The following is a 13,452-nucleotide window of genomic DNA, read 5'->3' as shown; positions in this document are numbered from 1 at the left end:
TGCGTCACAGCAGCGCCGTGCGGGTCCAGCCGCGGCGCATCCGGACCGCGACGACGGCGCCGGCCGCGACCGCCAGGGCGAGCAGTACCGCGGCGTCTCGTACGGTGCCGGCGACGTCACCGGCCAGCGCGGCGTGCAGCCCGCCCATTGCCCAGTACCCGGGGGAGACCGGCGCGACCGCCCGCGCCCAGCCCGGCATCGCGGACAGCGGGGCGAGCGCGCCACCGAGCCCGGCCAGCAGGAGGCCGCCGACGTCACACGCCGCGGACAGCTGCCCGTGCCCGCGGACCACGACGGCCAGCGCGGCGCCGCCGGCGAGCAGCGCGGCACCCCAGCACAGCACCGGTACCGCGAGCAGCGCCGGCTGCGGGCCCAGCCGCAGCCGGAGCACCCCGGCGCCGAAGCCGAGCAGTACCAGCTGTTGCAGCAGCAGGACGGCGAAGACCGCGGCGGCCTTGCCGACCATCAGCTCGCCGGCGCCGGCGGGAGTGGCGCGCAGCCGGTCCCAGGTGCGCCAGGTGCGTTCGGCGAGCACCGCGTTGCCCACGATCGACAGCGCGAGCAGCGAGAACATCACCAGCATCCCGGACACCACCTGGGTGGTACCAGCGACGCCGCGCAGCGCCCGCTGGTACAGCGGCGCCTGGACCGCCATCAGCACCATCGGCATCACCAGGTAGGCGATGAGGTGGCCGGGGTCGCGGGCGACCAGGACGAGGTTGTGACGCAGCAGCACGGCGACGCGGTATGTGCGGTCAGGCAGCGACATGGTGGGCCTCCTGGCTCAGTGCGTGGTAGAGGTCGTCCAGCGAGGGGCGCCGGATGTCCACGGTGGACAGCCCGGCGGTACGGGTCGGGTCGGTGACGGCGGCGGCGAGCTCGGCGCGCGGATCGGTACTGCTGATGCGGCGTTCGGTGCCGTCGGTGTAGCCGAGCAGCAGCTCGCCCGGCAGCCCGGTGAGCAGCTCGTCGCGGGTGCCGCGGGCGATCACGCGGCCGGCCCGCAGCACCGCGAGGGTGGCGCCCAGCTCGTCGAGTTCGGGCAGGTAGTGAGTGGTGTAGCAGACGGCGACGCCGGCGTCGGCGCGCTGCCGGACCACGGCGAGCATCGCCTGCCGGGTTTGCGGGTCGGCGCCGACGGTCGGCTCGTCGAGCAGCAGCACGGCGGGGCGGTGCAGCAGCGCCGTCGCGGTCTGGGTGCGCCGCTGCTGGCCTCCGGACAGCAGTCCGACCGGCCGGTCGAGCACGTCGGTCAGTTCGGTGGCGGTGGCGACCTCGTCGATCGCGGCACGCAGCGCGCGGCGGCGCAGGCCGGCGAGGCCGCCGAAGACGGTGAGGTTCTGTCGCACGCTGGCGCTCGGGTAGAGCGCGAGGTGCTGCGGGGCGAGACCCAGGTGCCGGCGGGCCGCGGCGGGGTGCCGGACGGCGTCGATGCCGGCGATCTCGACGGTGCCGGCGTCCGGCCGGGTCAGGCCGGCGGTGATCTCCACGAAGGTGGTCTTGCCGGCCCCGTTGTGGCCGATCAGGCCGACGATCTCGCCGGGACCGACCGTCAGGTCGAGGCCGGCCAGGGCGGTGGTCGACCCGTACCGCTTGGTCAGGCCGGTGGCGTGCAGCATGGCTGTCTCCCGTAAATGATCTACGATGTATAAGGCGATGATCTACACTGTATAGCGAGTCCGGCGGGAAGGGAAGAGATGATGATCTACGGTGTCGAGATGACCGATCGACGGCGCGAGATCCTGACCGAGGCGCTGGCCCTGGCCGACGAGCGGGGCCTCGCCGCCGTGTCCATGCGGGCCGTGGCGCAGCGCGTCGGCGTCACGCCGATGGCGCTGTACCCACACGTCGGCAGCAAGCAGGACATGCTCGACGGGCTGGTCGAGCTGCTGGTCACCGACCTGCCGATGCCGGCCGGCGGGCTGTCCTGGCCGGAGCGGTTCGCCGGGTTCGCGCAGGCCGCCCGGGAGAGTGCCCGGCGCCACCCGACCGCGTTCGCGCTGCTGTTCGACCGCCCGGCGGTCACCGCCGACTCGGTCCAGGTGATCGACTTCCTCTACCAGCTGCTGCTCGACGCCGGGGTGCCGCCCGCGGAGATCGCCCGCGCCGAACGGATGCTCTCGACGTTCGTGCTCGGCTTCGCGGTCAGCGAGCAGGGTGGCCGGTTCGCCGGCGGCAGCCTCCCGCTGCCGGCCCGCCGCGCCCAGCTACCCGCCGACGAGCTGCCCGCGCACCACCAACTCGGCGCCGAACTGGACCGCCCACTCGACCTCGACGCCGAGTTCGACGCCGACGTCGCCGACCTGATCGCCTTCATCGAGAACGTCCTCGCCGCACCCCGCTGAGCCGGCACGACCGTACGACGGCGGCGCCCAGCGCCGCCCGGGTGTCGGTGGCGACCCGGCGTTCGCGGCGACGCGGGCTAGCCCGGGGCTCCGTGCAGCAGGACCACGTCGAGGTGGCGAGGCCCGTGCACGCCCTCGACCCGGTCGAACTCGATGTCGCTGGTGGCCGACGGGCCCGCGACGAACGTCAACGGCCGCACCGGATCCAGCCGGGCCAGCGCCTCGGGCACCGTACCGACGACCTGGTCGGCGCCGACCACGCAGACGTGATGGTCGGGTACCAGGGTGATCGCGCGTCGGCCCTGCGCCATCCCGGCGTCCAGCACCAGCGTGCCGGTCTCGGCGATCGCCACCGCGCAGCCGGTCAGTACGGTGTCGGTCGCGTCGAGGGTGGCCAGCGGGTACGGGAAGTTCGCCGAGTCGCGGTAGATCGTGCCGGTGTACCCGGCGTGCCAGTCGTCCGGCAGGTCGTGCGGAACGAGCAGGGTCGCGGTCTCGTGCCCGGCGAGGATCGTGCGGACGGTGGTTGCCAGCTCGTCGGCGCCACAGCGGTGCACGGTGGCGCGGTAGTCCGCGACCCGGTCGGCGAGCAGGTCGCGCAGCCGCGCCGGGTCGGCGCCGGTGCCGTCCCGCCGGTAGTCGCGGGCCACCGGTGCGTCCTCGATCGCTTCGTCGGCGGGCACGTCGCGCAGCGCCGTCCGCAGCCGGGCCATGATCTCGGCGCGCGCCTCACTCATCGCCGCCCTCCTTCGGCCGTGCCGCACCGGAATCCGGCCGTGCCGCACCGGAATCCGGCCGTGCCGCACCTGGATCCGGTCGTGCCGCACCGGAATCAGGCGGTGCCGCACCGGGATCCGGTCGTGCCGCACCGGAATCAGGCGGTGCCGCACCGGGATCCGGTCGTGCCGCACCGGAATCAGGCGGTGCGGCACCGGGACCCGGCCGTGCGGCACCGGGATCGCGGTCGATGCCCGGGTCCGCCTGCGGTCGGGCCGCGCCCGCGGCGTCTGGTGTCGGACGTCCTGGTCCGCTGGCCTGGCCGCGCCACCAGTCCCGGAACGACTGGCGGGCCGGTAGCGGCGCGTCCCGGGAGGTGGTCCAGGCCGACAGCGGCCACGGCAGGTGCGCGAGGCTGCCGGCGGGGCCGCCCGGGCGCCGGCGCCGGCCGCGGCCGGTGACCGAGGCGATCGGGCCGGTGGAGATGCGCGCCGCGCGCAGCGCGTTCTCGTACCGGCGCTGGTCGGACATCACCCAGGACAGGGTGCGCATCGCAGTGCGCTCGGCCGAGGGGCGATCCCGGGCACCGTCCACACCGGACTGCCGCAGGTGGACCAGCACCTCCGGAATGTCGATCTTGACCGGGCAGACCTCGTAGCAGGCGCCGCACAGCGACGAGGCGTACGGCAGGGACTTGTTCGCGGCCACGCCGGTCAGCTGCGGCGAGATGATCGCGCCGATCGGGCCGGGATAGACCGAGCCGTAGGCGATCCCACCGGTCCGCTCGTACACCGGGCAGACGTTGAGGCAGGCCGAACAGCGGATGCAGGCGAGCGCCTGCCGTCCCACGGTGTCCGCGAGCGTCGCCGACCGGCCGTTGTCCAGCAGCACGACGTGCACGTCGCTCGGCCCGTCGCCGGGCGTGCTGCCGGTCCACACCGAGGTGTACGGGTTCATCCGCTCCGCGGTCGAGCTGCGCGGCAGCAGCTGCAGGAACACCTCCAGGTCGGCGAAGCTGGGTACCAGCTTCTCGATCCCGACCACGCTGATCAGCGTCTCCGGCAGGGTCAGGCACATCCGGCCGTTGCCCTCGGACTCCAGCACCACCAGGCTGCCGGTGTCGGCGACCGCGAAGTTCGCGCCGGAGATCGCCACCTTCGTGGACAGGAACTTGCGCCGCAGGTGGCGCCGCGCTGCCTCGGCTAGTACCGCCGGCTCGTCGGTGAGGTCGGCCGGCGCGTCGGGCATCTCGCGGCGGAAGATCTCCCGGATCTCGGCCCGGTTGTAGTGGATGGCCGGGACCAGGATGTGCGACTGCTCGCCCTCGTCGAGCTGGACGATCAGCTCGGCCAGATCCGTTTCGTACGCGGTGATGCCGGCGCGCTGCAGGGCGTCGTTGAGCTCGATCTCCTGGGTGACCATCGACTTGACCTTGACCACCTCGTCGCTGCCGGTGGCCCGGACCAGGTCGGTGACGATCCGGTTGGCCTCGACGGCGTCGCGGGCCCAGTGCACGGTGGCGCCGGCCGCGATCGCCGCCTGCTCGAAGCGCTCCAGCAGCTCCGGCAGGTGCCGGGCGACCCGGCGTTTGATGGTGCGGCCGGCCTCCCGCAACTGCTCCCAGTCGTCCACTTCGGACACCGCGGCGGCGCGCTTGTCGCGGATGGTGCGGGTGGCGCGCCGGATGTTGGCCCGCAACTGCGGGTCGGCCACCGCGGCCCGGGCCCGCTGCGGGAACGGTTGCGGCGGCGCCAGGTGTCCGGATCCGTGCGGCAGCACCGGAAGCAGCCGCCTACCTCGAGGATCGACGCTCATCGGCGTGCTCCCTTCGGTACCGGGCGGGACCTCGGTGCGGTGCTGGTCGTGCCGGTGCGCCTCATCGGGTACCTCCGGTGGTGGCGAGGATCTCGGCGTAGTGCATGGCGCGCACCCCGGTGCGCATCCGGGTCAGGCCGCCGGCGATGTGCGCCAGGCAGGAGTTGTCGGCGGCGGCGAGGACCTCGGCGTCGGTGTCGAGCACGTGCCGGGCCTTGTCGGCGAGCATCGCGGTCGACACGTCCGGGTTCTTCAGCGCGAACGTACCGCCGAAGCCGCAGCACTGCTCGGCCGCGTCCAGCTCGACCAGCCGGATGCCGGCCACCGAGCGCAGCAGCCGCAGCGGTTTGTCGCCCAGCCCCAGCATCCGCAGCCCGTGGCAGGTCGGGTGGTAGGTGACCCGGTGCGGGAACTCGGCGCCCAGCTCGGTCACGCCGAGCACGTCGACCAGCAGCTCGGACAGCTCGTACACCCGGGGGCGAGGGCGGCGACGCGTGCGGCGAGGGCGGGATCGTCGGCGGCCAGCCGGGGGTACGACTCGCGCACCATCGCCGCGCACGAGCCGGACGGCGCGACGATCGCCTGGTACGGCTCGAAGACGTCGACGAACCGGCGCAGCAGCGGCATCGTCTCGGCCCGGTAGCCGGAGTTGGCGTGCATCTGGCCGCAGCAGGTCTGCGCGGCCGGGAAGTCGACGTCGTGCCCGAGCCGCCGCAGGATGGAGACCACCGCCTGCCCGGTGCCCGGGTACATCAGGTCGTTGACGCAGGTGACGAACAGACCGATCCGCACTGGCTCACTCCTTGCCGGTCTCGGTGGTGCTGAACGCGACGATATGCCGCGCGCGGGTCGCGGTCAGGTGTTCGGTCATCGCGGCGGCCGCCGCGGCCGGCTCACCGGCGGCGATCGCGGCCGCCACCGCGCGGTGCTCGGCGACCGTGTCGGTGGCCGGCCCGGCCGGCAGGTACAGCCGGTGCAGGTGCAGGTGGGCATGCAGCCGGCCGATGGCATCGGCGAGCATCGGGTTGCCGGACAGCCGGGCGAGCCGGTCGTGGAAGGCGGCGTCGTGCGCGGTGAACGGCGCGTACCGGCGGTAGTTGCTCGGGTCGATCTCGGCCGACGGCGGTGTCACCGCCGCGGTCAGCGCCGCCCGCGCCGCCGCGTGGGGGTGGTCCGCCGCCAACCGCGCCGCCGGCACCTCCAGCAGCGCGCGCAGCTGGCACAGCTGCTCGAACTCCGCCGCGGTCAGCAACGGGCTCGCGGTGTAGCCGGACATGGCCCGCTTGCGCACCAGCCCGTCGGACTCCAGCCGCGCCAGCGCCTCGCGGACCGGGGTGGGGGAGACCGCCAGGTCGCGCGCCAGCGCTTCGATGTTGACCCGGGCGCCCGGCTCGATCACCAGGTCCATCAGCTGGGCCTTGACCGACTCGTACACGTCGTCGACCAGCGTGGTGCGCCGCGCCGGCGGGCTCACCGGGGCCGGTCCAGGATGGTCGTCACGGCAAAATCCTATAGGATCTGCCGGCACCGGCACGAGGAGGAAAGCATGGACCCGACCGGCACCATCCGGCTCGGCCGCACGAACCTGCAGGTCACCCGGCTCGGGCTGGGCACGGCACCGCTCGGCGGGCTGTACGACGCGGTCGGCGACGAGGCCGCCGTCGACACCGTCCGCCGGGCCTTCGACCTGGGCCTGCGGCTGTTCGACACCGCCCCGCTGTACGGCGCCGGCCTGGCCGAACGCCGCCTCGGTCGCGGACTCGCCGGGCTCGACCGCGACGGGTACGTGCTCGCCACCAAGGTCGGCCGGATGCTGGTGCCGCGCGGTACCGCTGCCAACGCCGTGGCGCAGGACTTCTACGTCGAGGACTCGGGGATGGAGCCGGTGTTCGACTTCTCCTACGACGCGACGCTGCGCAGCATCGACGACAGCCTGCGCCGGCTCGGCGTGGACCGGATCGACATCGCACACATCCACGACCCGGACGACCACTACCCGGCCGCGCTGGACGGTGCGTACCGGGCCCTGCACGACCTGCGCGAGCAGGGGGTGATCGGCGCGGTCAGTGCCGGGATGAACCAGTCGGCGATGCTGACCGACTTCGCGCGCGACGGCGACTTCGACTGCTTCCTGCTGGCCGGCCGCTACAGCCTGCTCGACCAGGGCGGCCTGGCCGACCTGCTGCCGGTCGCCGCGGCGAAGGGCATCGCGATCATCGCCGGCGGGGTGTACAACTCCGGGCTGCTGGCCGACCCGCGGCCGGGCGCCACGTTCGACTACGTGCCGGCGTCGGCCGAGCTGGTGGCGCGGGCCCGGCGAATCGGCGCGGTGTGCGCCCGGCACCAGGTGCCGCTTGCCGCCGCGGCGATCCAGTTCCCGTTCGGGCATCCGGCGGTGGCCTCCGTGGCGATCGGTGCGCGCAGTGTGGCGGAGATCGAAGAGAACGCAGCCATGTTCACACATCCGATCCCTTCCGCGCTATGGTCCGAGCTGAAGGCGGAGAATCTGCTGCGGGAAGGGGTACCGACGCCGTGACGCCGGCCGATACATCCGATCACCCTGCGGCAGAGTTCGGGTACGTCGTGATCGACGCCCACCACCACCTCTGGGATCTCGACCAGGGGTACGGCTGGCTCGACGCGCCGGAACTCGCCCCGATCCGCCGCCCGTTCACCGCCGACGACCTGCGCGCGGAACTCACCGCACACGGCGTCTCTCGTACCGTGCTGGTCGAGGGTGGGTGCTGCCGGGCCGAGGAGGTACCCCGACACCTCGCCATCACCGCCGCCACGCCGGAGATCGCCGGCGTCGTGGCCTGGGCCGACCTCACCGACCCCGACCTCGCGGGCACCCTCGCCGGCTACCGCACGCTGGCCGGCGCCGCCAAGCTCGTCGGCATCCGCGACCAGGTCCAGGGCCGCGTCGACGCCGACTTCCTGGACACCGACGCCGCGCACGCCGGCCTCGCCGCCGTGGCCGACAGCGGCCTCGCCTTCGACCTCGTCGTCCGGGTCGACCAGCTGCCGGCCGCCGCCCGCGCCGCCACCGCCCACCCCGACCTGCGGTTCGTACTCGACCACCTGGGCAAACCGCGCATCACCGCCGGCGCCGCCGGCTTGGCACAGTGGCGTACCGCGATCGCGCCGCTCGCCGCCTGCCCCAACGCCACCGCGAAGCTGTCCGGGCTGGTCACCGAGGCCAACTGGGCCAGCTGGAGCGTCGACGACCTGCGCCCGTACGTGGCCGCCGCGATCGAGGCGTTCGGCGCCGACCGGCTGATGTTCGGCTCCGACTGGCCGGTGTGCACCACCGCCGCCGACTACGGCCGGGTACTCGCCGCACTGCGCGACGCGCTGCCCGACGGCACGACCGACACCGAGCGCGAAGCCATCTTCGGCACCACCGCGCGGACCACCTACCGACTGGAGGCATGAACGTGAAGCTGATGCGGGTCGGCGCGCCCGGCGCCGAGCGCCCGGTGCTGCGCACCGACGACGAGCGCCACCTCGACCTGACGCCGGTCACCGCCGACATCGACGGCGCGTTCCTTGCCGGCGGCGGCGTCGAGCGGGTGCGTGCCGCGCACGCCGCCGGCGAACTGCCCGACGTGGACATCGCCGGGCAGCGGGTCGGCGCGCCGATCGCCCGGCCCGGCGCGGTGCTGTGTATCGGGCAGAACTACGCCGCGCACGCCGCCGAGTCCGGCTCCGCGCCGCCGAGCGTGCCGATCCTGTTCTACAAGGGCAGCAACACCGTCGTCGGCCCGTACGACGAGGTGGCGATCCCGCGCACCAGCGTCAAGACCGACTGGGAGGTCGAGCTCGGCGTGGTGATCGGGCGCACGGCGTCCTACCTGGACTCGCCCGAGCAGGCGCTGGCGTGCGTCGCCGGGTACGCGGTGTCCAACGACGTGTCCGAGCGCGCGTTCCAGAACGAGCAGTCCGGCGGCCAGTGGTCCAAGGGCAAGAGCTGCGCCACGTTCAACCCGCTCGGCCCGTGGCTGGTCACCGCCGACGAGGTCGGCGACCCGCAGCAGCTCGGGCTGCGCTCGTACGTCAACGACGAGCCGCGGCAGGACTCCAGCACCGCGGACATGATCTTCACCGTCGGCTACCTCGTCTGGCACCTGTCGCAGTACCTGGTGCTCGAGCCCGGCGACCTGATCAACACCGGCACGCCGCAGGGGGTCGCGCTGTCCGGCCGCTTCCCGTACCTGGCGGCGGGCGACACGATGCGGCTGTCCATCGACGGGCTCGGCGAGCAGCGCCAGCTCCTCATCAACGCGTAAGGCGGCACCATGGCGACGATCACCGCGGTGGACACCGTGGACATCCGGTTCCCCACCTCGCGGGAGCTGGACGGCTCCGACGCGATGAACCCCGACCCCGACTACTCCGCCGCGTACGTGGTGCTGCGCACCGACGATCCGGCGGTACCCGACGGGCACGGGTTCACGTTCACCATCGGCCGCGGCAACGACGTGGTGTGCGCGGCGATCGGTGCGCTGGCGCCGCTGGTGATCGGTACCGACGTCGACGCGCTGTGCGCCGACCTCGGCGAGTTCGGCCGGCGGCTGACGCACGACTCGCAGTTTCGCTGGCTCGGCCCGGAGAAGGGTGTCATGCACCTCGCCGCGGCCGGCATCCTCAACGCCGCCTGGGACCTCGCCGGCAAGCGTGCCGGCAAGCCGGTGTGGCGGCTGCTCGCCGAGATGACCCCCGAACAGCTCGTCGACCTCGTCGACTGGCGCTACCTGACCGACGCGCTGACCCCGGACGAAGCGCTGGACCTGTTGCGGGACAAGGTATCCGGCCGGTCGGAACGGGCCGCCCAGCTGCTTGCCGGCGGGTACCCGGCCTACACCACCTCGCCCGGCTGGCTCGGCTACTCCGACGACAAGGTGGTCCGGCTGGCGAAGCAGGCGGTCGCCGACGGGTTCGGACAGATCAAGCTGAAGGTCGGCGCCGACCTCGACGACGACCTGCGCCGGTTCGCCGCCGCCCGCGCCGCCGTCGGCCCCGACCTGCCCATCGCCGTCGACGCCAACCAGCGCTGGGACGTACCCGCCGCGATCGAGTGGATGGCGGCCCTCGCGCCGTTCAAGCCGTACTGGATCGAGGAACCGACCAGCCCCGACGACGTGCTCGGCCACGCCGCGATCCGGCGCGCGGTGGCACCGACGCTCGTCGCCACCGGCGAACACGTACACAACCGGGTGATGTTCAAGCAACTGCTGCAGGCGCAGGCGGTCGACATCGTGCAGATCGACGCCGCCCGGGTCGGCGGCGTCAACGAGAACGTGGCGATCCTGCTGCTTGCGGCGAAGTTCGAGGTACCCGTCTGCCCGCACGCCGGCGGCGTCGGACTGTGCGAGCTGGTCCGGCACCTGTCGATGTTCGACTACGTCGCCGTGTCCGGATCGCTGACCGGGCGGGTCATCGAGTACGTCGATCACCTGCACGAGCACTTCGTCGATCCCGCCGTGATCGACCGCGGCCGTTACGTCCCGCCGGCCGTACCCGGGTTCTCCACCGAGATCAAGCCGGAGTCGATCGCCCGCTACCGCTACCCGGACGGGCCGGCGTGGCGCTGAGAGTCGACCTGGCCGCCCTGTCGGCCGGGACGGCCGAGTCGGTCGTGCTGTCGGCCGGGACGGCCGAGTCGGTCGTGCTGTCGGCCGGGACGGCCGAGTCGGTCGTGCTGTCGGCCGGGACGGCCGGTGCGGGTGTGCCGGTTGAGGCGGCGCCGGCGGCCTGTGGGGCGGCCGGGGGTGGATCGCGCGACACACCTTCCCCCACCCTCCCGGGGGGCGACCCCGGCACAACGATAGCCCGCGATTCGGTTCGTGGCAGCGGATCGCGGGCCGGCTGTGGACAACCCCGGGGGGCTGTGGACAGGGTGGACGCTCCCGGCATCGCCGCGCTACCTGGCCCGCCCGGGACCGCGGGTCCAGCCGCTGCCGGGCCCCCTGACCCGGCGGGTGAGCCGGCGCCGCTCGCCGCCCTGCGCATCCTCGCCGACGCGGTCGCCGCCGGTCACCGTGACCCGTTCGACCCCGCCGTACCGCTGATCCTCGCCGCCGGCCCGCTCGCCGGCAGCGGCGCACCCGGTACCGCGCGGGTCGCCGCGATCGGGCTGTCCCCGCTGTCCGGTGCGGTCGGTGAGACGCGCGCCGAGGGGCCGTTCGGCGCCGCGCTGCGATCGGCCGGCGCCGCCACCCTGGTACTGACCGGGCGCGCCGCCCGGCCGTCGATCCTGGTGCTGCACAACGGCTCCGCCGAACTGCACGAGTCCGCCGAACTGCACGGGGCCGCCGAACCGCACGAGGCCGCCAAATTCCACGGGGCCGCCCAAGCGCACGGGGCCGCCCAACCGCATGCCGCCGAGCTGGCCGACGCCGGTACGGTCGCGGCCACCGAGACGCTGCGGGCCCGGTACGGCGTGCGGGCCGGGATCGCGGTGATCGGTCCGGCCGGCCGGCGCCGCGCCCGGGCCGCGACGATCCTCACCGACCGGTACTTCCCGCTGGCGCGGCTCGGCTTCGGTGCGATCCTGGGCGACCGCAACCTCACCGCGATCGTGTGCCTGCCCGGCACGCCACCGCCGGCCCCGGATCCGGCCGGGCTGGCCGCGATCGCCGCGCGCTACCGGGCCGAGCAGCCGGACAACCCGCTCACCGCCTGGCAGCACGAGCCGCCCGGCTTCGGCGTCTGGCCGTACGAGGCGGCACCCGGGTACGGCGCGCGCCGCAACTTCGCCGACACCGCCACCGCGGCCGGCGACGGCCTCGCCCCGGAGCGGTTCCTGGACCGCTACCGCGACGCCGCACCGTGCCCCGACTGCCCGACCGACTGCCTGAAGGTCTTCGCGCCGCCGGCCGGCCCGCCGGTCGCGCTGCACCAGGAGGCGGTTGCGGCGCTCGGCCCCAACCTCGGCGTCGACGACGCCGGCACGGTGCTCGCCGCGGTCGCGGCCTGCCTCGACGCCGGTCTGGACCCGGTGTCGGTCGGTGGCACCCTCGGCTGCCTGTACGAGGCCGCGGAACGAGGTCGGCTCCCGGCCGGCTGGCCGCGCTGCGGCTTCGGTACCGACCCCGCGCCGTTCGTCGCCGCCGCCGCGCACGGCGACGACGAGTTCGCCACGGCGCTGCGCGACGGCGCCGCCCGGCTCGCCCGCCGCCTCGGCGTCGCGGACGCCGCGATGACCGTACGAGACGTCGAGCTGCCGCCGTTCGACCCGCGGCTGCAGCCCGGCCTCGCGCTCGCCTACGCCGCCGCGCCGACCGGGCCGCGCTACGACGCGGTCGAGCACGACCTCGACTTCGACCCGGTGCACGGCGCCCCGCACTGCTGGCCGCAGCTGCGCGAACTCGGCCTGACCGCACCGGAACCGGCGCAGCGGCTGGACGCCGGTCGGGCCGACCGCACCGCGGTGCTGCTCGCGCTGTGGTCCGCGCTGGATGCGTACGGAATCTGCCCGTACGCGTCGACGCCGACCCGGCCGCTGTCCCTGGCGCTGCTCGGCGAGCTGGTCGCCGCCGGCACCGGGTACCGGCCGGACACCGCCGCGCTGCTGGAGCTGGGTGCCGAGCGGCTGCGCCGGCAGCACCGGATCAACGCCGCGCTCGGCGTCGCCGAGCCCGACGGGCTGCCGTACCGGATGCACGCCGAGCCGGTGGCGACCGGGGCGCATGCCGGCGCGGTACTCGACCCCGAAAGCTTCGCCGCTGCCCTCACGCGGCTGCGGAGAAGGCTCGGACTGTCCTGAACGGAGGAATGCATGGGTGAGTTGGACGGGCTCGTCGCGGTCGTCACCGGCGGCGGCTCCGGCATCGGCAAGGCGTGCGCGGAGGCGTTCGTCGCCGCCGGTGCCCGGGTCGGCGCGCTCGACGTGCACCCCGGTGCACCGGCGGACGGCGTGCTGCCGGTGGCTGCGGACGTGACCGACGGGGCGGCGCTCGACGCGGCGATGGCGGCGGTCGCGGACGCCTTCGGCGGCATCGACATCCTGGTCAACAACGCCGGCATCAGCTCGGTCGGCACCGTCGCGGACAACGACGACGCCGAATGGCACCGCAACCTGGACGTCAACGTGGTCGGGGTGGCCCGCGCCACCCGGGCCGCGCTGCCGTACCTGCGGCGCAGCGAACGCGCCGCGATCGTCAACACGTCCTCGATCGCCGCCACCGCCGGCCTGCCGCAACGCGTGCTGTACTCGGCGACCAAGGGGGCGGTGCACGCGATGACGCTGGCGATGGCCGCCGACTTCGTCGCCGACGGGATCCGGGTCAACTGCGTGGAACCGGGCACCGTGGACACGCCGTGGGTGGCGCGGCTGCTGGCGCGTACCGACGACCCGGCGGGGGAGCGGGCCCGGCTGCAGGCCCGGCAGCCGATCGGCCGGCTGGTCACCGCCGACGAGGTGGCGCGGGCGATCCGCTACCTCGCCTCGCCGGCGTCCGGCTCGACCACCGCGACCGCGCTGCCGGTCGACGGCGGCATGGTCGGCCTCCGCCTGCCCCGCGCCTGAGCACGCAGCGCCGCCGCGCCGGGATCGCCCCGCCCGGCGACGCCC

14 protein-coding genes are annotated in these 13,452 nt (G+C 74.2%); 7 read left to right on the top strand and 7 right to left on the bottom strand.

Going from position 1 to position 13,452, the window contains the following annotated elements:
• Nucleotides 1–4: 4 nt before the first annotated feature.
• Together Asera_RS27165 and Asera_RS27160 are read right to left on the bottom strand one after the other, a co-directional pair.
• Nucleotides 5–769, bottom strand: coding sequence for an ABC transporter permease (locus Asera_RS27165; RefSeq protein WP_030444354.1), 765 nt, complete (start codon nt 767–769; stop codon nt 5–7).
• Nucleotides 756–1,619: an ABC transporter ATP-binding protein gene (locus tag Asera_RS27160; RefSeq protein WP_030444355.1), complete on the bottom strand. Its 864-nt coding sequence runs from the start codon at nt 1,617–1,619 to the stop codon at nt 756–758. Before Asera_RS27160 ends, Asera_RS27165 begins: the two co-directional genes overlap by 14 nt.
• Nucleotides 1,620–1,718: 99 nt before the next feature.
• Here Asera_RS27160 and Asera_RS27155 point away from each other — a divergent pair, with 99 nt between their 5' ends.
• Nucleotides 1,719–2,345 (top strand): TetR/AcrR family transcriptional regulator, encoded by a 627-nt coding sequence (locus tag Asera_RS27155; protein WP_030444356.1) that lies wholly within the window; start codon nt 1,719–1,721, stop codon nt 2,343–2,345.
• 77 nt (nt 2,346–2,422) lie between these two features.
• Here Asera_RS27155 and Asera_RS27150 read toward each other — a convergent pair whose 3' ends face one another.
• The 5 genes from Asera_RS27150 to Asera_RS27135 form a co-directional block, all read right to left on the bottom strand.
• Nucleotides 2,423–3,082: a LutC/YkgG family protein gene (locus Asera_RS27150; RefSeq protein WP_030444357.1), complete on the bottom strand. Its 660-nt coding sequence runs from the start codon at nt 3,080–3,082 to the stop codon at nt 2,423–2,425.
• Nucleotides 3,075–4,877 carry an LUD domain-containing protein gene (locus Asera_RS27145; protein ID WP_084130865.1) on the bottom strand — a complete coding sequence of 601 codons (1,803 nt, stop codon included), beginning with the start codon at nt 4,875–4,877 and terminating at the stop codon, nt 3,075–3,077. The genes Asera_RS27150 and Asera_RS27145 overlap by 8 nt, the downstream gene beginning before the upstream one ends.
• A 61-nt stretch (nt 4,878–4,938) precedes the next feature.
• Nucleotides 4,939–5,349, bottom strand: coding sequence for a (Fe-S)-binding protein (locus Asera_RS34065; protein WP_425305961.1), 411 nt, complete (start codon nt 5,347–5,349; stop codon nt 4,939–4,941).
• Complete coding sequence (locus Asera_RS34060; RefSeq protein ID WP_425305960.1) at nt 5,307–5,669, bottom strand: heterodisulfide reductase-related iron-sulfur binding cluster; 363 nt, start codon at nt 5,667–5,669, stop codon at nt 5,307–5,309. Before Asera_RS34060 ends, Asera_RS34065 begins: the two co-directional genes overlap by 43 nt.
• A 4-nt stretch (nt 5,670–5,673) precedes the next feature.
• Nucleotides 5,674–6,351 carry a GntR family transcriptional regulator gene (locus Asera_RS27135; RefSeq protein WP_030444360.1) on the bottom strand — a complete coding sequence of 226 codons (678 nt, stop codon included), beginning with the start codon at nt 6,349–6,351 and terminating at the stop codon, nt 5,674–5,676.
• Nucleotides 6,352–6,423: 72 nt separating this feature from the next.
• On the opposite strand from Asera_RS27135, the gene Asera_RS27130 reads away from it, so the two are divergent.
• The 6 genes from Asera_RS27130 to Asera_RS27105 all read left to right on the top strand — a co-directional run bounded on the left by Asera_RS27130 (nt 6,424) and on the right by Asera_RS27105 (nt 13,407).
• Nucleotides 6,424–7,413 (top strand): aldo/keto reductase, encoded by a 990-nt coding sequence (locus Asera_RS27130; protein WP_030444361.1) that lies wholly within the window; start codon nt 6,424–6,426, stop codon nt 7,411–7,413.
• A gap of 47 nt (nt 7,414–7,460) precedes the next feature.
• Entirely contained in the window at nt 7,461–8,312 is an 852-nt protein-coding gene (locus Asera_RS27125; protein WP_030444362.1) for an amidohydrolase family protein, read from the top strand.
• Nucleotides 8,309–9,166 (top strand): fumarylacetoacetate hydrolase family protein, encoded by an 858-nt coding sequence (locus tag Asera_RS27120; protein WP_425305959.1) that lies wholly within the window; start codon nt 8,309–8,311, stop codon nt 9,164–9,166. The genes Asera_RS27125 and Asera_RS27120 overlap by 4 nt, the downstream gene beginning before the upstream one ends.
• A 9-nt stretch (nt 9,167–9,175) precedes the next feature.
• Nucleotides 9,176–10,471: an L-fuconate dehydratase gene (locus tag Asera_RS27115; RefSeq protein ID WP_030444364.1), complete on the top strand. Its 1,296-nt coding sequence runs from the start codon at nt 9,176–9,178 to the stop codon at nt 10,469–10,471.
• A gap of 305 nt (nt 10,472–10,776) precedes the next feature.
• Entirely contained in the window at nt 10,777–12,645 is a 1,869-nt protein-coding gene (locus tag Asera_RS27110; RefSeq protein WP_169745787.1) for an aldehyde ferredoxin oxidoreductase C-terminal domain-containing protein, read from the top strand.
• Between the two features lie 12 nt (nt 12,646–12,657).
• Nucleotides 12,658–13,407: an SDR family NAD(P)-dependent oxidoreductase gene (locus Asera_RS27105; RefSeq protein WP_030444366.1), complete on the top strand. Its 750-nt coding sequence runs from the start codon at nt 12,658–12,660 to the stop codon at nt 13,405–13,407.
• Nucleotides 13,408–13,452 lie beyond the last annotated feature (45 nt).

The organism is Actinocatenispora sera (assembly GCF_018324685.1).
Taxonomy (GTDB): Bacteria; Actinomycetota; Actinomycetes; order Mycobacteriales; family Micromonosporaceae; genus Actinocatenispora; species Actinocatenispora sera.
This window is presented reverse-complemented; position numbering and strand designations above follow the sequence as displayed.

Coding starts and splice junctions, on each gene's coding strand:
- Asera_RS27165 (WP_030444354.1), bottom strand. CDS start 769: ATGTCGCTGCCTGACCGCACATACCGCGTCGCCGTGCTGCTGCGTCAC.
- Asera_RS27160 (WP_030444355.1), bottom strand. CDS start 1,619: ATGCTGCACGCCACCGGCCTGACCAAGCGGTACGGGTCGACCACCGCC.
- Asera_RS27155 (WP_030444356.1), top strand. CDS start 1,719: ATGACCGATCGACGGCGCGAGATCCTGACCGAGGCGCTGGCCCTGGCC.
- Asera_RS27150 (WP_030444357.1), bottom strand. CDS start 3,082: ATGAGTGAGGCGCGCGCCGAGATCATGGCCCGGCTGCGGACGGCGCTG.
- Asera_RS27145 (WP_084130865.1), bottom strand. CDS start 4,877: ATGAGCGTCGATCCTCGAGGTAGGCGGCTGCTTCCGGTGCTGCCGCAC.
- Asera_RS27130 (WP_030444361.1), top strand. CDS start 6,424: ATGGACCCGACCGGCACCATCCGGCTCGGCCGCACGAACCTGCAGGTC.
- Asera_RS27120 (WP_425305959.1), top strand. CDS start 8,309: ATGAACGTGAAGCTGATGCGGGTCGGCGCGCCCGGCGCCGAGCGCCCG.
- Asera_RS27115 (WP_030444364.1), top strand. CDS start 9,176: ATGGCGACGATCACCGCGGTGGACACCGTGGACATCCGGTTCCCCACC.
- Asera_RS27105 (WP_030444366.1), top strand. CDS start 12,658: ATGGGTGAGTTGGACGGGCTCGTCGCGGTCGTCACCGGCGGCGGCTCC.